General features: G+C 49.5%; 19 protein-coding genes. 3 read left to right on the top strand and 16 right to left on the bottom strand.

The features are described 5' to 3' along the window. Positions 1-21 precede the first annotated feature (21 nt). Positions 22-2,295 (bottom strand): aconitate hydratase, encoded by a 2,274-nt coding sequence (locus tag KTO58_RS16780; RefSeq protein ID WP_225859797.1) that lies wholly within the window; start codon positions 2,293-2,295, stop codon positions 22-24. A gap of 213 nt (positions 2,296-2,508) precedes the next feature. On the opposite strand from KTO58_RS16780, the gene KTO58_RS16775 reads away from it, so the two are divergent. After that, entirely contained in the window at positions 2,509-2,730 is a 222-nt protein-coding gene (locus KTO58_RS16775; RefSeq protein WP_095838264.1) for a PspC domain-containing protein, read from the top strand. A gap of 142 nt (positions 2,731-2,872) precedes the next feature. Then, the gene (locus KTO58_RS16770) at positions 2,873-3,445 is read left to right on the top strand and encodes a thioredoxin family protein (protein ID WP_095838265.1); all 573 of its coding nucleotides are present in this window, start codon (positions 2,873-2,875) and stop codon (positions 3,443-3,445) included. 45 nt (positions 3,446-3,490) lie between these two features. On the opposite strand, the gene KTO58_RS16765 is transcribed toward KTO58_RS16770, so the two are convergent. Both KTO58_RS16765 and kdsA read right to left on the bottom strand, forming a co-directional pair. After that, positions 3,491-3,886 carry a KOW domain-containing RNA-binding protein gene (locus KTO58_RS16765; RefSeq protein WP_095838266.1) on the bottom strand — a complete coding sequence of 132 codons (396 nt, stop codon included), beginning with the start codon at positions 3,884-3,886 and terminating at the stop codon, positions 3,491-3,493. A gap of 73 nt (positions 3,887-3,959) precedes the next feature. After that, a complete protein-coding gene (gene kdsA, locus KTO58_RS16760; RefSeq protein WP_095838267.1) occupies positions 3,960-4,781 on the bottom strand; it encodes a 3-deoxy-8-phosphooctulonate synthase in 822 nt (273 codons plus the stop codon). 252 nt (positions 4,782-5,033) lie between these two features. On the opposite strand from kdsA, the gene KTO58_RS16755 reads away from it, so the two are divergent. Next, complete coding sequence (locus tag KTO58_RS16755) at positions 5,034-5,984, top strand: NAD-dependent epimerase/dehydratase family protein (protein ID WP_095838268.1); 951 nt, start codon at positions 5,034-5,036, stop codon at positions 5,982-5,984. 167 nt (positions 5,985-6,151) lie between these two features. Here the strand turns inward: KTO58_RS16755 and KTO58_RS16750 are convergent, their stop codons facing one another. The 13 genes from KTO58_RS16750 to KTO58_RS16690 all read right to left on the bottom strand — a co-directional run bounded on the left by KTO58_RS16750 (position 6,152) and on the right by KTO58_RS16690 (position 18,042). Then, complete coding sequence (locus tag KTO58_RS16750) at positions 6,152-7,060, bottom strand: bestrophin family protein (RefSeq protein WP_095838269.1); 909 nt, start codon at positions 7,058-7,060, stop codon at positions 6,152-6,154. Positions 7,061-7,122: 62 nt separating this feature from the next. Then, the gene (locus KTO58_RS16745; protein ID WP_095838270.1) at positions 7,123-7,608 is read right to left on the bottom strand and encodes a putative universal stress family protein; all 486 of its coding nucleotides are present in this window, start codon (positions 7,606-7,608) and stop codon (positions 7,123-7,125) included. Positions 7,609-7,736: 128 nt separating this feature from the next. Then, positions 7,737-9,107, bottom strand: coding sequence for a HAMP domain-containing sensor histidine kinase (locus tag KTO58_RS16740; RefSeq protein WP_198315213.1), 1,371 nt, complete (start codon positions 9,105-9,107; stop codon positions 7,737-7,739). Next, entirely contained in the window at positions 9,104-9,793 is a 690-nt protein-coding gene (locus KTO58_RS16735; protein ID WP_095838271.1) for a response regulator transcription factor, read from the bottom strand. The genes KTO58_RS16740 and KTO58_RS16735 overlap by 4 nt, the downstream gene beginning before the upstream one ends. A 181-nt stretch (positions 9,794-9,974) precedes the next feature. Then, positions 9,975-11,222: a sulfate adenylyltransferase subunit 1 gene (locus KTO58_RS16730; RefSeq protein ID WP_095838272.1), complete on the bottom strand. Its 1,248-nt coding sequence runs from the start codon at positions 11,220-11,222 to the stop codon at positions 9,975-9,977. Between the two features lie 54 nt (positions 11,223-11,276). Then, positions 11,277-12,185 carry a sulfate adenylyltransferase subunit CysD gene (gene cysD, locus KTO58_RS16725; RefSeq protein WP_095838273.1) on the bottom strand — a complete coding sequence of 303 codons (909 nt, stop codon included), beginning with the start codon at positions 12,183-12,185 and terminating at the stop codon, positions 11,277-11,279. A 56-nt stretch (positions 12,186-12,241) separates the two neighbouring features. Next, the gene (locus KTO58_RS16720) at positions 12,242-12,925 is read right to left on the bottom strand and encodes a phosphoadenylyl-sulfate reductase (RefSeq protein ID WP_095838274.1); all 684 of its coding nucleotides are present in this window, start codon (positions 12,923-12,925) and stop codon (positions 12,242-12,244) included. A 526-nt stretch (positions 12,926-13,451) separates the two neighbouring features. Continuing rightward, positions 13,452-13,871: an RrF2 family transcriptional regulator gene (locus KTO58_RS16715; RefSeq protein ID WP_095838276.1), complete on the bottom strand. Its 420-nt coding sequence runs from the start codon at positions 13,869-13,871 to the stop codon at positions 13,452-13,454. Between the two features lie 118 nt (positions 13,872-13,989). Continuing rightward, the gene (dapB, locus tag KTO58_RS16710) at positions 13,990-14,706 is read right to left on the bottom strand and encodes a 4-hydroxy-tetrahydrodipicolinate reductase (RefSeq protein ID WP_095838277.1); all 717 of its coding nucleotides are present in this window, start codon (positions 14,704-14,706) and stop codon (positions 13,990-13,992) included. A 55-nt stretch (positions 14,707-14,761) separates the two neighbouring features. Beyond that, on the bottom strand, positions 14,762-15,469 hold the full coding sequence (locus tag KTO58_RS16705) for a DUF5683 domain-containing protein (protein WP_157752896.1): 708 nt from the start codon (positions 15,467-15,469) through the stop codon (positions 14,762-14,764). Next, a complete protein-coding gene (locus KTO58_RS16700) occupies positions 15,462-16,394 on the bottom strand; it encodes a ParB/RepB/Spo0J family partition protein (RefSeq protein WP_095838279.1) in 933 nt (310 codons plus the stop codon). Before KTO58_RS16700 ends, KTO58_RS16705 begins: the two co-directional genes overlap by 8 nt. Beyond that, positions 16,378-17,199 (bottom strand): ParA family protein, encoded by an 822-nt coding sequence (locus KTO58_RS16695; protein WP_095838280.1) that lies wholly within the window; start codon positions 17,197-17,199, stop codon positions 16,378-16,380. The genes KTO58_RS16700 and KTO58_RS16695 overlap by 17 nt, the downstream gene beginning before the upstream one ends. A gap of 162 nt (positions 17,200-17,361) precedes the next feature. Then, entirely contained in the window at positions 17,362-18,042 is a 681-nt protein-coding gene (locus KTO58_RS16690; RefSeq protein ID WP_095838281.1) for a metal-dependent hydrolase, read from the bottom strand. Positions 18,043-18,721: the final 679 nt, after the last annotated feature.

Below are 18,721 nucleotides of genomic sequence, written 5' to 3'. Positions count from 1 at the left end.
TTTGATTGCCGTTGTCTGGCATTAAGCTTTAGCTTTTGCGAATTCAGCGCGGATCACGTTGAGTGCGCCACCTGCTTTGAACCATTCGATTTGTTGTTCATTGTAGGTGTGGTTTACGATGATTTCGTCCTGGCTGCCATCTTTGTGGTGGATTGCCACGGTGAGTGGTTTACCGGGAGCGAAGGTGGTGAGGCCGAGGATGTCGAAGGTATCGTCTTCCTGGATCTTTTCGTAATCTTCCTTGTCGGCGAAGGTGAGGGCGAGCATACCTTGCTTTTTCAGGTTGGTTTCGTGGATACGGGCGAATGATTTCACGAGGATGGCCCTTACGCCGAGGTGGCGGGGTTCCATGGCGGCGTGTTCGCGGCTGGAACCTTCTCCATAGTTTTCGTCGCCGACTACGATGGAGCCTATTCCTGCGGCTTTGTAAGCACGTTGGGTGGCAGGAACGGGGCCATATTCGCCGGTGAGTTCATTCTTAACGGTATCTGTTTTATCGTTAAAAGCGTTGACGGCACCGATCAGCATGTTGTTGGAGATGTTGTCGAGGTGACCGCGGTATTTGAGCCATGGGCCGGCCATAGAGATGTGGTCGGTGGTACATTTACCTTTTGCTTTGATGAGCAGTTTGAGGCCTTTGATGTCGGTACCTTCCCAGGCTTTGAAAGCTTCCAGGAGCTGGAGGCGGTCGCTGGTGGGGGATACGATCACTTGTACGCCGCTACCATCGGCAGCGGGGGCCTGATAACCCGGATCGTCTACTTCGAAGCCTTTGGGGGGCATTTCGTAGCCGGTAGGTTCATCGAGCATAACTTCCTGTCCGTCTCTGTTCTTCAGCTTATCGGTGAGGGGGTTGAAGGTGAGGTCGCCGGCGATGGCCAGTGCGGTTACGATCTCCGGGGAGGCAACGAAAGCGTGGGTAGATGCCAGGCCGTCGTTACGTTTTGCGAAGTTACGGTTGAAGGAGGTGATGATAGAGTTTTTGCGGGTAGGGTCATCGATATGACGGGCCCATTGACCGATGCAAGGTCCGCAGGCGTTAGCCAGTACAACGCCGCCGATCTGGTCGAAGGTGTTGAGGAGGCCGTCTCTTTCGATGGTGAAGCGTACGAGCTCTGAACCTGGGGTGATGGTGAATTCGGATTTCACGTCCAGGTTTTTGTCGATGGCTTGTTTTGCCAGGGATGCGGAGCGGGTGATATCTTCGTAGGAGGAGTTGGTACAGGAGCCGATGAGGGCTACTTCCAGTTTTTCGGGCCAGTTGTTTTCTTTTACTGCCTGGGCGAATTTGGAGATAGGCCAAGCGAGGTCCGGAGTGAACGGACCGTTTACGTGTGGTTCGAGTTCGTCGAGGTTGATTTCGATTACCTGGTCGTAGTATTTGGAAGGATCTGTGTATACTTCTTCATCGGGGCGGAGGTGTTCTCTAACGCCATCTGCGAGTTCGGCTACTTCAGCGCGGCTGGTACCTTTGAGGTAGTCTGCCATTTTGTTATCGTAGGCGAAGAGGGAGCAGGTAGCGCCGATTTCGGCACCCATGTTACAGATGGTTCCTTTACCGGTAGCGCTGAGGCTATCGGCGCCTTCACCGAAGTATTCGACGATGCAGCCGGTACCACCTTTTACGGTGAGGATACCTGCTACCTGGAGGATTACGTCTTTGGCGGAGGTCCATCCGTTCATTTTACCGGTGAGTTTTACACCGATGAGTTTAGGCATTTTGAGTTCCCAGGGGAGTCCTGCCATTACGTCTACGGCGTCGGCGCCACCTACGCCGATGGCGATCATACCGAGACCGCCGGCGTTAGGGGTGTGGGAGTCGGTACCGATCATCATACCACCAGGGAATGCGTAGTTTTCGAGTACTACCTGGTGGATGATACCAGCGCCGGGCTTCCAGAAACCGATGCCGTATTTGTTGGATATAGAGGAAAGGAAATCGTAAACTTCTTTATTGGTGTCTATTGCAGTGGCCAGATCTTGTTCTGCGCCTACTTTGGCCTGGATCAGGTGATCACAGTGAACGGTAGAAGGCACGGCCACCTGATCGCGTCCGCAAGTCATAAATTGCAGCAGCGCCATCTGAGCGGTAGCGTCCTGCATGGCTACGCGATCCGGAGCGAATTCTACGTAAGACTTCCCTCTTTCGTAGGGGGAAGAAGTACTGGAGAACAGGTGCGCGTATAAAATTTTTTCTGACAGTGTCAGCGGACGACCTAACATTTTACGGGTAGCTTCCACCTTACCCGGGAGTGCCGCATACACTTTTTTGATCATGTCAATATCAAACACCATGGGAAATAAATAATTTAGACCAATTAAAAAATGCACCGCGAAATTAACTAAAATCAGGAAGTTTTTAAAATAACTCCGGTCGATTTGCGCTAGATCTGGCGGCAAATGGTACATTTTTTGTAAATATTAACACTGACGAACGTGTAAGCATACCGTTAGGGGGACTATTGCCCTGACATTTGTTTTTTGGGCCGAATAATGTAAATTTGGGATATGAACCGCTTAAAAGATTTTGTGGAGTGGCAGGCTTTCGGTGTTTGTGCCGCTATCGGTAACAAGCTGGGTGTAGCTACGTCCCGTATCCGGTTATTTTTTATTTATGTGTCTTTTATTACGATGGGTTCTCCGCTCATCATTTATATGATCCTGGCTTTCTGGGTGAATATGAAACATTACATGTTGAATGCCCGTCGCAACCCGCTGCGTTATCTTTAGTTACTGACTGTTTTTATTGTTGTATTGCTGTAGGGGATGCTATAGCTGTTACGGCTATTGGCTGGTACCGGCTGGCGGAGGGTCAATTTTATTTTTCTTACATTTACAGTCCTGCTATACACCACACTTAACATTATTCACGATGGCCCGTACTCCTTCCCATATGGTGCCCCTTGGGGCTCCTGCACCTGATTTTACGCTGCTGGATGTTGTTTCCGGTGAGGAGATCACTTTATCTGCGCGGCCTGCTGTGGCAGGTACGGTAATTTTGTTCATCTGTAATCATTGTCCGTTTGTGCGTTATGTGAACGGGGAGTTGGTGCGGTTAGCGCGGGATTATATGTCCAAGGGTATTGATTTTATAGCGATCAGTTCGAATGATGCGGTGCAGTATCCGCAGGATGGGCCTGATGAGATGAAGGCGAATGCATTGGAGCAGGGGTATCCGTTTCCTTATTTGTATGATGAGACGCAGGAGGTGGCGGCTGCGTATCAGGCGGCGTGTACGCCGGATTATTTTCTGTATGATGGGGACCTTCGGCTGGTGTACCGGGGGCAGCTGGATGATGCGCGTCCGGGAAATGATCAGCCGTTGAATGGGAAGGATCTGCGGGCGGCGTTGGATGCGTTGCTGGGGCATGAGGAGATCAGTCCGTTGCAGAAGCCGAGCCTGGGGTGTAATATCAAGTGGAAACAAAAAGAGCCGCAACGATAGCGGCCCCTTATATTAACAACAATAGTTTGCGAGTGGGTGTTGGGATTATTCCAGGTGAAAATTGGTCATACCATGGTAGTGGTTCTGTAGTTGGTTGACGGTGAGTTCACCTTTAATATCCCGGTATTCGTCGCGATAGCTGAGCAGGGTCATGGACTGCCCTCCCTGATAGTACAACTTGACGGCGAACGGGCCTCTGATGTAGGTGGCGCTGCCATTGTCGGCGGTTGTGTCTTTCTGGAATTTCAGTTTAAGCAGTTGCTCTTCGTCCAGCGGGATGGAGTACAGTTTGTCGAGGCTGTACCAGAATTCCTGTTCGCCGGTAGCTACGCAAATTTGTTTATCCTCGTGGTTTATTTCTACCACTTCTCCTTCCATCCTGGTGCCTTCATTATCCACTATCACTGTATCACCTACTTTCAAGTCGTGTAAACTAATCATAGTTGAGAATAGATTTAGTGTTGCATGAATATAATAAAAAATACCAGAATATCCAGCGATGCTGGTGGCTTTTTTATTTCACGTGCACGGCTTCGCGGATACGTACGAGTTGTTCGAGTAATTCTTCGAGGAGGTCGAGGTGCAGCATATTTGCGCCATCGGATTTAGCGTTGGCCGGATCGGGATGTGTTTCGATGAAGAGGCCATCTGCGCCGGTGGCGATTGCTGCTTTGGCGATGGTGCTGATGAGTTGTGGATTACCGCCTGTTACGCCGCTGCTTTGATTGGGTTGTTGCAGGGAGTGGGTGCAGTCCATGATCACGGGTACACCATGGTGTTTCATGATGGGGATATTGCGGTAGTCTACTACGAGGTCCTGGTAGCCGAAGGTGGTGCCTCTTTCTGTGAGCATGACCTGGTTATTACCGGCTTGGTGGATCTTTTCCACGGCAAATTTCATGGCTTCTCCGCTTACGAACTGTCCTTTTTTGACGTTGACTACTTTCCCTGTTTCGGCGGCGGCGAGGAGGATGTCTGTCTGGCGGCAGAGGAAAGCAGGTATTTGGAGGACGTCGGCGTATGCGGCTGCCATGGCGGCTTCGGCGGCGGAGTGGATATCGGTGGTAACGGGTAAGTTGAAAGCTTTACCTGTTTTTTGCAGTAGTTCCAGGCCTTCTACGTCGCCAACGCCGGTGAAGGAGTGTATGCTGGTGCGGTTGGCTTTGCGGTAGGAGGCTTTGAAGATATATGGGATAGACAAACGCTTACAGATAGCGGAGACTTTTTCTGCGATGTGTGTGAGTAGTGATTCTTCTTCTATTACGCAGGGACCTGCTATCAGGAAAAAGTTATCAGGATTATATTGTTCTTTGAATAATGTCTTCAGCTGTTTCATAGTATTTAAGCGCTTGAATTTTGAAAAAGCAAAGGTACGAAAATTAGCAGGGACCTGTGTATGGAAAGGAGGTGGGGGGCGTGCTGTATCGGGTATTTGTCATAATATTGTAATCCATTATAAAGAAAGTAGGAAGGGGGGAGGAGATATTGTTATGGCATTGTCATGGGAAATCGGGTGATAGCTATAGTTAGCTGTAAAGCCTTTAATATTACGCAATCAAATTAAATTTGGCCCTCAATAGGTTACAACATGAAGAAAGACAAGATCCTGGTTATTGGCGCCTGCGGACAGATAGGCGTGGAGCTCACACTGGCTTTGAGAAAAATATACGGAGATGCGAATGTGATCGCCTCTGATCTGCGGGAAGAGCATGAGTTATTGAAGGGGTCGGGGCCATATGTATCGTTGGATGTGATGAACAAGGAGATGCTGCATGTGCTGGTGATCCGGCATAATATTACGCAGATCTATTTGCTGGCGGCTATTCTGTCTGCTACGGGCGAGAAGAATCCTTTGCTGGCCTGGCATATTAACATGCAAAGTTTGCTGAATGTGCTGGATATAGCGAAGGAGGAGGGGTTGGACAAGGTGTATTGGCCGAGTTCCATTGCGGTATTCGGGCCTAATTCGCCGAAGGATGAGACGCCTCAGCATACGATTATAGAGCCGACGACGATTTATGGTATCAGTAAGTTTGCGGGTGAGCGTTGGTGTGAGTATTATAATCATCGTTATGGAGTGGATGTTCGGAGTTTGCGTTATCCGGGATTGATCAGTTATAAATCTGCGCCTGGTGGTGGTACTACGGATTATGCGGTGGAGATTTTCCATGAGGCGTTGGAGGAAGGGAATTATAAATGTTTTTTATCGGAGGATACTTATTTGCCGATGATGTATATGCCGGATGCGATACGGGCGACGATCGAGTTGATGGAGGCTCCGGCGGAGCGGATTACGGTTCGGTCTGCGTATAATGTGAGTGCGATGAGTTTTTCGCCGAAGGAGATTGCGGCGGAGATCAAGGCGCATCTTCCATCTTTTGGTATCAGTTATGAGCCGGATTACCGTCAGCAGATTGCGGATGGCTGGCCTGCGAGTATGGATGATGAGCAGGCGCGTCTTGATTGGGGGTGGAAGCCGGAGTATGATTTGTCGAAGATGACGGCGGATATGTTAACAAATCTGAAGCTGCGTTTATAGTACGCGGTTTGTAATGGTATAAATAAGAAAAGGTTGTGGTGCTACGCCACAACCTTTCTTTTTTTCCTGTCTCACTTAGCTATTCCTTTCTTTTAGTCAACCAGTTGCTACTCTGGCTATGTACTGGCAGCGGACCGGCTGGTAAACCGCTTCCCTTCCGGCGCTGCTTACAGTACATAATATTTGTGATTGTCCGCGTACTCGGGTAATTGGTGATCGTTGAGCATTTGTTTCAGGTCACGTTCTATGTTGCGCGAGATGGCGGTCATAGGCGTGTCTGTTGGTTTGTTCTCGAACGGGTCCTGCAGGTGGATCGCCATTTTTTCTATCAGGAGGAAAGAGGCGGCGATGGCCATTACCAGTGGTACTTCCATGAGCCCGAAGTATTCGATGAGGGCGAATGGCAGCATCAGCAGGAAGAAGTGCATGGCGAAGTGCAGGTAAAGGCTGTAAGTAGCCGGGAATACGGTGTTCTTGATCCTTTCGCACTTACCCATGGCGTCGCAGAGGCGGCTTAATGTTTTATCCAGCTCTACTTGTTGATACGGGTTGATCCATTCCTGTTGCAATGCGAAGGCGATGTCTCTTGCATGCAGTTCGAGGAGGGCCATTGGTTTGTTATTATAGCGGGAGATAAAGTTTATTTCCCTTTTTGATATCAGGTGATCGATGCCTTCTGTGGCATCTTCGTGCCTGAGTGATTTGCTGAGGCTGTGGCACCAAGCGATCTGTCTTTTCACCATTTTCTCTCTGAAGTGCACGATTTCTTCTGTCTGGTAGGCATTATCCATAAAGGACAGTATTTGCCTGGACAGGGAACGTGAGTCGTTCACGATGGCCCCCCAGATGGTGCGGGCTTCCCACCAGCGATCGTAAGCCTGGTTGGAGCGGAAGGCCAGCAGCAGTGACAGTACGGTACCCATGATCATTGGAACAGACAATGGGATGGAGATATCTGTCAGCTTGAAACGATCGTATAGAATGGTGATCGTTAAGGTGTATATGGTGACAAGCAGTATTTCGTATTTGATCTTCCCGAAAACGTATTTCAGGGGAATATTTTTCTTTAAAAGCATAATTGTCCGATTTAATAATGAACCATTGTGCTGCTTGCCTATCAGTTAAGGCTGAATGCTCTTCAAGTGTTTGCGAGGAACAGTTCAGACAGTGTTGCCGTTGGGAATACCTGCTCTCTTTTCTTGACGGGCAGGTATAATACTTCGTGCTTGCTTTTTCTGATAAGCGTAGCAGGATTAAAGCTCTCTTTGCTGGGCAGTGTATAGTCGTCTGCTTCGGGGCATACGATGGTATCTATCTCATGGAAGTCGAGATGATTCCGTAGTAGTGCGACGGTATTGCCGAGCATGAATGTGACTTCCAGTTTCTGGATGTTGCTAGCGTATTTATTACGGAGTATTTCGCAGGCGTCGCGAAAGTCTTCGGTAACGAGTTTGTAATGTGATGAACGTCTTGAAAGCATCATCAGATCCAGAATGGACCCCGGCATGTGTAGTGCATGCATGAGCACTACCCTTAGTGGTTCCTTTTCAAAATGTGCTATTGCGTTGTGGATGACTCCGAGTGAACGAATAGACAGGTCTGTTGGAACGAGTATGTTTCTCATATTGCCTTCTTTTTATACCACAAAGTTATTTCGGGGGTATTTGGAAGTGGTAAGAAGGCGGTTAAATGATGGTAAGAATGTTGTTAGAATCTGGTAAGAAAGGTTAGAAACCGGTAAGAAAGCGGTAGTTATCTGAAGGAGGGGAGTGTGATGCGGATCTCTGTGCCTTGGTTCTGCTGGCTGTTTACAGCGATATTGCCGTTATGGAGGCGGATGATATTACGGGCGAGGGGGAGGCCGATGCCGTATCCTTTATAGGCATGTGTGTTAGAGGCGCGGAAGAATGGTTCGTAGATATAGGGGAGGTCGTGTTGGGGGATACCGATGCCGTTGTCTTTAATGATAATGATATTATGGGTATCTGTGGCGGCGAGTGCGATAGAAACGGGTTGGTTATCGGAGTATTTGCAGCCATTGAGTACGATGTTGCTGAGGGCGAGTTGTAGTAGTTGGCTGTTGCCTTTGACGACGAGTTTATCTTCATCTTCGGGGAGCATGCTGAAGTCGATGGCGACTTTGTTTTCCGGGTTGATCTGGTCGACGGTTTCTTTGACGGTAAATACGAGTTCGTCGGTACGGAGGGGGCTGAGTTGTTGTTGCTGGTGTGTGGTAAAGCCGGTCTGTGCGAGGCTGAGCAGGCTTTTGGTGATATGGTGGAGGCGTTCTGCTTCGCGGAGGACGACCTGCAGGGATTGGATGTATTGGTCTTCTGAGCGGTGTTTGCTGAGGGCCAGTTCAGCTTCTCCGATGATGGCGGTGAGTGGGGTGCTGAGTTCATGGGAGGCGTTGCTGACGAAGTTGTTTTGTGTTTCGAAGGCTGTTTCGAGCCTGTCGAGCATATTATTAAAGGTCTGGGACAGTTCGCTGATTTCGTCGGTGCTGCTTTGTGTGGGGAGGCGCAGGTGGAGGTTGTGTGCGCGGATCTGTTTTACCTGGTTGGTGATATCTCTTACGGGTTGGAGGATGTATTTGGAGAAGAACAATCCGGCGGTGATGAGGAGTACGCCAGCGATGACGCAGCAATAGAGTAATACTTTGCGGAGGTCGTTGAGGTATTCTTTGCCATATTCGTTTTGAGCGGATACGATGACGATATAGTTTTTATCCTGTTCGTTATAGTGGATGCCTTCATAGAAGATGTTTTGATGGCGGAAGGTAGCTTTGCCGAAGCGCAGTACATCTTTATAGAAGTATGACGGGAGTTTTTCCGGTTTTCCGGCGGGGCTGATGCTATCGTTGGGGAGTACCTGGATGAAGTATTCGTGTTCGAAGGGCAGTCGTTCGAGGTGTGCCTGTCTTATTTCGTTGTAGGTGGTGGAGTTGTGTTCATCCTGTTCGAGATTGGCGCGTGCGGCGATATATGCCCGTATTTCGAGGCGTTTATAGAAATCTTCGAAGGAGTGTTTGTTGGCCAGGCGGTAGGCGAAGGTTGCCATCAGGAATATGATGGAAACGGTGAGTACGGAGAAGATGAGTAATATTTTGGTACTTATTTTCATGAGGCATCTTCTTTTAGCATGTATCCCATGCCTACGACGGTTTGGATGAGGGGAGGCTGTCCGGAGCGGTTTACTTTTTTGCGGAGGTAGTTGACGTATACGTCGACTACTTTGGTATTCATGTTAAAGTCGATGCCCCAAACGTTTTCCAGTATTTCCATTCTGGAGAGTACGCGGCGCGGGTTTTTGAGCATATATTCCAGGAGCCGGTACTCGGTGGCGGTGAGTGCGATGGTGTTGCCGTTGCGGGTAGCGTTTTTGGTATGTATGTTCAGTTCGAGGTCTGCGATGCGGAGTATATTGGAGGCGGTGGGGGTGGAGGTGTCCTGTTTTCTACGCAGTAGGGAGCGTATACGGGCCAGGAGTTCGGCTTGTTTGAAAGGTTTGACGAGGTAGTCATCGGCGCCGCTATCGAGGCCGGAGACGATATTTTCGGTGGATCCCAATGCGGTGAGCATGAGGATGGGGGTATTGTTTTGTTGCTGGCGGAGGGTTTGGCAGACGACGATACCATTTTTGACGGGGAGCATGACGTCTAGTATGATGAGTTGGAATTCGTGTTCCGTGGCCATATCGAGGCCGGATTGACCATCCATGGCGACACTGATCTCGTAGCCTGCTTCGGAGAGGCTGCGTTTTATAAATGAGACAACGGAGGGTTCATCTTCGATCAATAATAACTTCATGTGTTGCTACCTTTTGCCAGGGAGTCAACAAATTTAGGTCCTAAAAGGCTAAAAACAATTGAAGAAAGTGATCGGGGTAAAATAATGTTCAACGGTACAATTAAAAATCCCGGGTATGCTGATGTGGTGATACATCGGTATGACCGGGATTTTGTATATGCGGTTATGGTGGTTGTAGCGGTTATTCTACGAAACCTACGGCAACGGTGGCGTGGCTGTATTCATCGATGAGGATGAAGGCGCCGTTGGCCGGGTTGACGAGGTATGGGTCGGCGAAGATGGGCTGTGCGGTTTTGAGGGTGATCTTACCGATATCGTTCAGGCCCAGTTCTTTTTTGTCTTCGATGATCCGGTTGGAGGTAACGTCGATGACATGTTGTATCTGTTGTACTTTGGCTTTTACGCGGTTGATGGCATGCTGGAGCAGGTATGTTTTTCCTGGTATCAGTTTTTGCTGGTCCATCCAGCAGATCTGGGCGTTGATTTCTTTGAGGGGAGCAGGTTCGTTGCCGGCTTTGACGAGCATGTTTCCTCTGCTGGTATCTATTTCACCGTCGAGGGTGATGACTACGCTTTCGCGGGCGTTGGCTACTTGCTGGGAGGTATCGAACCTGTCGATGGATTTGATCCTGCTTTGCTGCATGGAAGGCAGGGATGTTACTGTGTCGCCTACACTGAAATGGCCGCTGGCCACTTTGCCAGCGAATCCGCGGTAGTCGTGGAAAGCTTCTGTGCGTGGGCGTACGACGGATTGTACGGGGAATCGGGCCGGGTGGGCCTGATCGCCATGGTCGAAGGACACCTGTTCGAGATGTTCGAGTAAGGTTTCGCCGGGGTACCAATCCATTTTGGTGCCTTTGGCCGCTACGTTTTCGCCATAGAGGGAGGATACGGGTATGAAGCGGATGGATTGTGGTTGGTATTGGGCACCGGCGAGCAGTTCGTGAAAGTCGGCGACGATCTGATCGAAGCGGGACTGGCTGTATTCTACGAGGTCCATTTTGTTGACAACGATGACCAGGTGGGGAATGCGGAGCAGTCCGGCGATGAAGAAGTGCCGGTATGTTTGTTCGACGATACCTTTACGTGCGTCTACGAGGATGAGGGACACTTGTGCGTTGGAGGCACCGGTGACCATGTTGCGGGTATATTCGATATGACCCGGTGTATCGGCGATGATGTATTTGCGGGTGGGTGTAGAGAAGTAGATATGTGCCACGTCGATGGTGATACCTTGTTCTCTTTCGGCTACGAGGCCATCGGTGAGGAGGGAGAGGTCGGTGAAGTCGAGACCTTTCCTTTTGCTGGCAGCGTGGAGGGCTTCCATTTTGTCCTGCGGTATGGATTGTGTGTCGTACAACAGGCGCCCGATGAGGGTACTTTTTCCATCATCTACACTTCCGGAGGTGGCTATACGTAATACTTCCATTCAAATGATATTATGCGTATGATATATAGTTTACTGTTTATCTGGGTTGGTTGACTAGAAGTAACCAGCTTGTTTTCTTTTTTCCATAGCGGCTTCGGAGCGTTTATCGTCGATGCGGGCGCCTCTTTCTGATATTTTGGCTTCCATTATTTCGGCGATGATATCTTCGAGTTTATCAGCTTCGGACAGTACGGCGGCGGTACAGGTCATATCGCCGACGGTGCGGAAGCGGACTTTTTCGCGGAAGGGTATTTCTTCTTCGGTGGTGTTGAGGAAGGGGGAGTATGGCCAGTAGAGGCCATCGCGTTCGATGATTTCTCTTTCGTGGGAGAAGTAGATGGAGGGTATCTGCAGTTGTTCGCGGCGGATATAGTTCCATACATCGAGTTCTGTCCAGTTGGAGATGGGGAATACGCGGACGTTTTCGCCGATATTGATTTTGCCATTGAGCATATCGAAGAGTTCTGGTCGTTGCATTTTGGCGTTCCACTGTCCGAATTCGTCTCTGACGGAGAAGATGCGTTCTTTGGCGCGGGCTTTTTCTTCGTCGCGTCTTGCGCCGCCTATGCAGGCATCGTATTTCAGTTCTTCGATGGCATCGAGGAGGGTGACGGTCTGGAGGGCGTTACGGCTGGCGTATTTGCCGGTTTCTTCCTGTACTTTGCCCTGGTCGATGCTATCCTGTACGTTGCGTACGACGAGGTCGAGGCCGAGGGATTGGACGAGCGAGTCGCGGAATTCGATGGTTTCGGGGAAGTTGTGGCCGGTATCGATGTGGAGGAGGGGGAAAGGTATTTTCCCTGGGTAGAAGGCTTTTTGGGCCAGTCTAACGATCGTTATGGAGTCTTTACCTCCGGAGAACAGGATAGCCGGTTTTTCGAACTGGGCTGCTGTTTCGCGGAGTATGTAAATGGCTTCATCTTCCAGCGCCTGAGGGAATTCCCATTTTATCTTGTTGCTCATATATGGATCTGTTGTCAGCTGTTTTAAAAAGTTTGTTTTGGACGGATGCTGGTGGATCAGCCATGGAGGCCGCATTCTTTTTTGGATTCTTCCCACCACCAGCGGCCGGCGCGGGGATGTTCTCCCGGTTGGATGGCGCGGGTGCAAGGGGCGCAACCGATGGAGATGAATCCGGTGTCGTGCAGTTTATTGTAGGGTACGTTATGCTGTTGGAGGTGGGAGCGTACGTCATCGTAGCTCCAATGTATCAGCGGGTTGTACTTGTACAGCTGCCGGGCGTCGTCCCATTCGATGAGGTTGATATGCTGGCGGTTGTCGGACTGTTCTGCGCGGAGGCCGGTGATCCATACTTTAACGCCCTGTAGTGCTCTGTTGAGGGGGACTACTTTGCGGACGAAGCAACATTCTTTGCGATTGTCGACGGAATCGTAGAAGCTATTGAATCCTTTTTCCTTTACCAGTTTTTCTACTGCGTTGGTTTCCGGGAAGTAGACTTCGAAGGATTGTTTGTACCTGGCCTGTGTGAGGTCCATGAGGTCGTACGTTTCCTGGAAGAGGCGGCCGGTGTCGAGTGTGAACACGCGTACGGGCAGCTGGTGTTTCCAGATGAGGTCACTGATCACCTGGTCTTCCTGTCCGAAGGATGTGGAGAAAGCTACCTGTCCGGGGAATTGATCCAGCAGGTAAGCGATGTCTGCAGGTATATCTGTACCTGTTAATGCTGGCGTAATTGCTGTCATGTAAGCGTCCTTAACGTATGAATGTTATGGCTGCGGCTGCCATCAACTTTGCCGGTTTTAGCCTGCCGCTGCAACAAAAATACATAAACTCTATAAAAAAGATAGACTTAGTTACAGAAGATTTACCAAACAATTACCAAATCTGTGCCAGGGAGGGATTTGAGGGAGCGTGGAGGATTGGAAGGGAAGGATGGGGATGGGAAGGATGGGAATGGGAAGAATGGGGGGAGGGAAGGCGGTAAAAGCGGATGGGGGGGGTGGGGCGGCGCTTTGTAATACGGGAGATGGGTAAGGGGCGGCGGAGGTGCGGGAACGTGGTGGGTGGGGCGGAGGAGCGAATGGGTAAAGAGAGGGGGGAGGTGGGAAAGGAAGCAGGCAGAGGGTGAGGGATGAGCTGAGAAGGGGGAGGAATGATAGGGGAATATGGCGGGGAATAAAAACAGGGACTCCCGGATGGAGCTACCTGGTCTTTATGGGACGGGGCGGCGACTGCATCCGGGAGTGGGTTTGCTGACGGGCGTTGCGGTTAGGCGTTGCGGGTCAGAATATCTTTTAATGTTTTGTTTTCCAGCAGTTTAAGGGTGGCGTCCCTTACTTTGGACATGACATCGTTGAGGCCGCATACGGCTTCATCGCGGCAGTTTTCGCAACGTTCGTAATAGTTGAGGCTGACGCAGGGGAGCAAGGCGATGGGACCGTCGAGCAGGCGGATGATGCGTGCGAGTGCGACCTCTTTGGGTGGTTTGAGGAGGTAGTAGCCGCCGCCTTTTCCTTTTTTGCTGCCCAGTATACCGGCGTTTTTCAATTCCAGGAGGATATTTTCCAGGAATTTGATCGAGATATTTTTTTCTTCTGCGATCTCGGAGATCAGGATAGGGCCTTTATCCATGTTCTCTGCCAGGTGTATGAGTGCGTGGAACGCGTACTGTGTTTTTTTTGATAACATAATTCTTGAGTCTCTTGATTTGCATCCTCCCTGTGCTTACGTTGCGGTGAGCATACCTACAAATATAAGTTTTTTAAGGCGAACGCCTTCATTGGCAGGTGGGAGGGTTGTGGATGCATTACAGGTTGAGGACATCTTTCATGGTAAAAACGCCTGTTTTGCCGATGATCCATGTTGCTGCGGCTACTGCTCCGGCGGCGAATCCTTCGCGGGAGTGGGCGGTATGTGTGATGGAAATATCGTCGATGGCGGAGGTGTAGGTGATGGTATGGGTGCCGGGAGCGGGGTCGATCCTTTTGGAGAGGATGACGAGGTCTTGTTCTTGAGGGCTTTCGGCGTTGACCCATTTTTCTTTGCGGGTGACCTGTTCGAGTATTTGTTCGGCGAGGGTGATGGCGGTACCGCTGGGGGCGTCTTTTTTCTGGGTGTGGTGGATCTCTTCGAGGTTGACGTTGTATTGTGGCTGGCCGGCCATGAGGGCGGCGAGTTTTTTATTGACTTCGAAGAAGATGTTGACACCGATGCTGAAGTTGGACGCGTAGAGGAAGGCCTGTTGTTGTTCGCGACAGTGGTCGGTGATGGTGGACAGTTTGTCGAGCCAGCCGGTGGTACCGCATACGACGGGTACGTTGGCGGCGAAACATTTCTGGATGTTATGGAATGCGGTTTCGGGGGAGGTGAACTCGATGGCGACATCTGCGTGTTGCAGGTGTTCTTTTTCGAGCAGGTGGGTGCTATTGAGGTCGATGCGATGTATTATTTCGTGACCATTTGCGAGGGCGATGGCTTCTATAGCCTTTCCCATTTTGCCATATCCGATAAGCGCTATTTTCATAAGCCAGTTGAGCGTTTTATATAGTAGTAGAAATGTTGTGTGTGAATGGGCCGGGTTACCGGCCGAGTGCGAAGGTTTGTACCTGTTTATTTTTCCGTTTGCCGACGTTGATCTGTAGGCTGAGGCCTAGTGTGCGGCTATCGATCATTTTCGGTGTGATACGGAAGCTGAGATCGTTGGACATATCGAATGCTTTGAGGTGAGCGAACACGGTAGCATCGATGATGTTGAGGCCGTATCCTACTATAAAGAAGAGTACGGAGTAGTCTACATATTGCCGGTAGGTGTCCCTGAGAGTTTTGAGGGTACTGGTTCTATATAGATCGATGTATTTATCTTTTACGTTGACGTTGCCGGCGATGCGGATGCGGTAAGCGTCTCGGAATTCTTTATACTGTTGGAAGTTGTAGATAAAGAATCCGGTGGTGGTACCGAGAGCGGCATATACGAGGGGAATCTTCCAGTATTGTTTGTTGTAGTACTGTCCGAGGCCTGGTAATACGGCGGAGTAGAAGGCTGCTTTGCGGGGGCTATGAGGAGTGGGTAGTCGCATATCGAGGGCGGTATCCTGGTTTTGTTTGGTGTTGATGACCAGGGTGCTATCTGTTGCGGCTTTAGAGGGCATGCGCAAGGTATCTTTACCGGACCGTTCGGCTTTGGCGGCGGGTCTGGTGGTATCCTGGGCGTATGAGGGTGCGTACAGGAACAGTAAGGTCATGAGCAAGCCGCCGGTATTGCGGAGGAATTTTATCAAATTAGCCACCGTATAGATCGATTTTTTCTAGTATGCTGTCCAATTCTTCGTCGGAGTAGAATTCGATGGTGATGAATCCTTTGCCGGTTTTGGAGCGGTCCAGTTTTACTTTGGTAGAGAAGTGGGAGGCCAGGTTATCCTGGATTTTCTGGTATGCTGGAGGCAGGTTGCCTTTGGCTATTTTTTTAGCATTGGCTTTGTTGTTGCCGGCCAGTTTGCGGACCAGTTCTTCTGTTTGTCTAACGGAGAGGCCGTTTTTCACGATTTCGCGATAGAGGAAGAGTTGCTGGTCGATATTTTCGATGGTAATGATGGCGCGTGCGTGTCCCATGCTTATTTGTCCATTGCGGACGGCCACCTGGATATCTGGAGGTAGTTTAAGTAATCTGATATAGTTGGTGACGGTACTTCTTTCTTTGCCCATGCGTTCTGCTACTTGTTCTTGTGTGAGTACGCATTCGTCCATGAGGCGTTTATAGCTCAGGCCAATTTCTATGGCGTTGAGGTTTTCGCGTTGGAGGTTTTCGAGGAGGGCGAGTTCGAGGAGTTCCTGGTCGTTTGCTTGTCTGATGTAGGCCGGGATATCTTTGAGTTCGGCCATTTTGGCGGCGCGGAGGCGGCGTTCACCGGCGATGAGCTGGTATTTTTTATTGCTGATCTTCGCGACGGTGATGGGTTGGATGATATCGTGCAGTCGGATGGACTGGCTGAGTTCCTGTAGGGCTTGTTCGTCGAAGTCGCGCCTGGGTTGTTTTGGGTTGACCTCAATCTGATCGAGCGGGATGCGTTCGATGCTGGTAGCAGCCGCCACTACTTTTGTGTCGAGGGCGGACGTTGTTTGTTTGAGGTCAGTATCTATATTCTGCAGCAATGAGCGGATACCTTTACCCAATGCTTCTTTCTTGCTCGGTTCTTTCTTACTCTGATTGGTCATTGTTGACAGCTAAGATTTTGTCTTTGGAATTGAGTTTAGTAAAGTTATGTTTTTGCAGGATTTCTTTGGCGAGGTTGAGGTAGTTGATAGCGCCGGTGGAAGCTGCATCGTACATAATGACGGATTTACCGAAGGAGGGGGCTTCGCCCAGTTTGGTATTCCGGTGGATGATGGTATTGAATACGGACTCTTCGAAGTGTTGTTTTACTTCGTCTACGACCTGGTTGCTGAGGCGGAGGCGGCCATCGTACATGGTCATGAGGATGCCTTCGATCTCGAGGTCGGTATTGAGCCGGCTTTGAACGATTTTGATGGTATTGAGTAGTTTACCCAGTCCTTCGAGGGCGAAGAATTCGCATTGAACGGGGATGATGACGGAGTTGGAGGCGACGAGAGCGTTGACGGTGATGAGGCCGAGTGAGGGGGAGCAGTCGACGATGACGAAGTCGTAATCGTCTTTGACGGCATCGATCACTTGTTTCATTACGCGTTCTCTGACCGGGTGGTTGATGAGTTCGAGTTCGGCGCCTACGAGGTCTATATGGGAGGGCAATACTTTCAGATTGGGGGTGTCTGATTCGAGCACCACATCTTTCGCTTGCACATCATTCACCATGCAATCATACAGGCTTTGCTGTATGTTGCGCAGGTCAAAACCGAGACCGGTAGTGCTATTAGCCTGGGGGTCAGCGTCGACCAGCAGTGTCTTGTATTCCAGCACTGCCAGGCTGCTGGCGAGGTTGATAGCACTTGTTGTTTTTCCTACGCCACCTTTCTGATTGGCGATTGCAATTATTCTAGCCATTTTGTAATTGAATGTTCTAAGGTTATTTATAGGATAAATAAGGGCAGGCAGTGGTGTGCTTTTTCAGGGCGCATTGTGCTGCCATGTGAATAAATAATTTGTAAGAACATATCTCCGGCGTGATGGGGGCCGGTATTGTCATCTTCAATTGATCCTTTATTCCTATACCTCGGTGGTACTGCCTATAGCTGGCAGTAACAGATTCAGTCCGGCTGTACTGAATGTTTCTTTCGCTTTGTTCTGATCTATTTTGATATATCCGAAGGTATCGTAGTGAACGCCGATTATTTTTTGGCATTCGACGAATTCTGCTGCTATGGTGGCGTCTTCTATGCCCATTGTAAAATTATCTCCAATTGGGAACACTGCAAAGTCGAGGGATGCGAATCTCGGGATGAGTTGCATATCGAAAGTGAGTGCGGTATCGCCGCTATAGTAGAAGTTACCCTCTGATGTTTTGAATACGAAACCTACGGGGTTGCCGCCATATCCGCCGCCTGGCAGGCTGGAGGAGTGTTGTGCGACTACGCATTTTACGGTACCGAATTCGAATTCCCATTTACCGCCCGGATTGAGGGGGTGTGTTTTTTCGATGCCCTGGCTTTGTGCCCATTCGGCTACTTCGAAGGCGGCCACAACGGTGGCGCCTGTGCGGCGGCCGATGGGGATGAGATCGGCGACATGGTCGTCGTGTCCGTGGGTGACGAAGATATAGTCTGCCTGGATGGTGTTAATATCTATTTTGCTTGCCAGCTCATTATGGGTGATGAACGGGTCAAAAAGGATATGTTTCCCTTTGATCTCTACTGCGAAGCAGGCGTGGCCGTAATAGGTAAACTTCATGCCGGAACAAACTTATGGTATCAAAAAATAGCCAGTTATAGAAACGTAAATAAATCATTATCAGTACAATACAGTTAAAAACAAGCTATATTATCTGAAAATGACCTCTTTCCCCAACTGACAGGACCTGACAAAAATACAACGAATCGCCAAATATCGGGAGTGGGAAGGTATTTATTTATTCACAAGCGGTGGGAACGGAAATTGTTAATTAGTTCATAATTAACAAATTATAAAAAGGGTTTAACAGCATTCCCGGCGTTTTCCCCGAAGCACTGTTAATAAAACAGCAGTGGAAAAATGTGGATATCTTATTAGCTATCAAGTGAATGTGCGGGGTTTGTATAGGCATTGTATAAGCGAGGTATAGGCATTGTATAAGCGATGTATAAGCGTTGTATAGTGATGGTATAGGGGAGATATACTGAAAGTATAGGAGCGGTATATGGTGGTATAGGGGTTGGTTATAGGTTAATTATAGGAATGCTATAAGAATGCTATAGGAATGATACAGGAGCGTTATAGGGAGGTTATTGGAAAGGGCGGGTGTTGCCGCTATGTGATGACAAAATGGTGACAAAGATGCTGAAATAATTCTGCTGTTGGTTCGTCTTCTTGCTATACCGGTGATGTAGGCATGGAAAGGTCTATGTAATTTAATTTTTTGCAACAGGCATCA

The organism is Chitinophaga pendula (genome assembly GCF_020386615.1).
GTDB lineage: Bacteria > Bacteroidota > Bacteroidia > Chitinophagales > Chitinophagaceae > Chitinophaga > Chitinophaga pendula.
The sequence above is the reverse complement of the archived record's forward strand: the minus strand, read 5'-3'. Positions and strand labels throughout refer to the sequence as shown.

What these genes read in the sequence shown, in the direction of transcription:
- KTO58_RS16735 (WP_095838271.1), bottom strand. Translation starts at nt 9,793, where the DNA reads ATGAAGTTATTATTGATCGAAGATGAACCCTCCGTTGTCTCATTTATA.
- KTO58_RS16695 (WP_095838280.1), bottom strand. Translation starts at nt 17,199, where the DNA reads ATGGCTAGAATAATTGCAATCGCCAATCAGAAAGGTGGCGTAGGAAAA.
- KTO58_RS16765 (WP_095838266.1), bottom strand. Translation starts at nt 3,886, where the DNA reads ATGATTAGTTTACACGACTTGAAAGTAGGTGATACAGTGATAGTGGAT.
- KTO58_RS16775 (WP_095838264.1), top strand. Translation starts at nt 2,509, where the DNA reads ATGAACCGCTTAAAAGATTTTGTGGAGTGGCAGGCTTTCGGTGTTTGT.
- KTO58_RS16690 (WP_095838281.1), bottom strand. Translation starts at nt 18,042, where the DNA reads ATGAAGTTTACCTATTACGGCCACGCCTGCTTCGCAGTAGAGATCAAA.
- KTO58_RS16755 (WP_095838268.1), top strand. Translation starts at nt 5,034, where the DNA reads ATGAAGAAAGACAAGATCCTGGTTATTGGCGCCTGCGGACAGATAGGC.
- KTO58_RS16745 (WP_095838270.1), bottom strand. Translation starts at nt 7,608, where the DNA reads ATGAGAAACATACTCGTTCCAACAGACCTGTCTATTCGTTCACTCGGA.
- KTO58_RS16715 (WP_095838276.1), bottom strand. Translation starts at nt 13,871, where the DNA reads ATGTTATCAAAAAAAACACAGTACGCGTTCCACGCACTCATACACCTG.
- KTO58_RS16720 (WP_095838274.1), bottom strand. Translation starts at nt 12,925, where the DNA reads ATGACAGCAATTACGCCAGCATTAACAGGTACAGATATACCTGCAGAC.
- dapB (WP_095838277.1), bottom strand. Translation starts at nt 14,706, where the DNA reads ATGAAAATAGCGCTTATCGGATATGGCAAAATGGGAAAGGCTATAGAA.
- KTO58_RS16780 (WP_225859797.1), bottom strand. Translation starts at nt 2,295, where the DNA reads ATGGTGTTTGATATTGACATGATCAAAAAAGTGTATGCGGCACTCCCG.
- cysD (WP_095838273.1), bottom strand. Translation starts at nt 12,185, where the DNA reads ATGAGCAACAAGATAAAATGGGAATTCCCTCAGGCGCTGGAAGATGAA.
- kdsA (WP_095838267.1), bottom strand. Translation starts at nt 4,781, where the DNA reads ATGAAACAGCTGAAGACATTATTCAAAGAACAATATAATCCTGATAAC.
- KTO58_RS16750 (WP_095838269.1), bottom strand. Translation starts at nt 7,060, where the DNA reads ATGCTTTTAAAGAAAAATATTCCCCTGAAATACGTTTTCGGGAAGATC.
- KTO58_RS16740 (WP_198315213.1), bottom strand. Translation starts at nt 9,107, where the DNA reads ATGAAAATAAGTACCAAAATATTACTCATCTTCTCCGTACTCACCGTT.
- KTO58_RS16770 (WP_095838265.1), top strand. Translation starts at nt 2,873, where the DNA reads ATGGCCCGTACTCCTTCCCATATGGTGCCCCTTGGGGCTCCTGCACCT.
- KTO58_RS16700 (WP_095838279.1), bottom strand. Translation starts at nt 16,394, where the DNA reads ATGACCAATCAGAGTAAGAAAGAACCGAGCAAGAAAGAAGCATTGGGT.
- KTO58_RS16730 (WP_095838272.1), bottom strand. Translation starts at nt 11,222, where the DNA reads ATGGAAGTATTACGTATAGCCACCTCCGGAAGTGTAGATGATGGAAAA.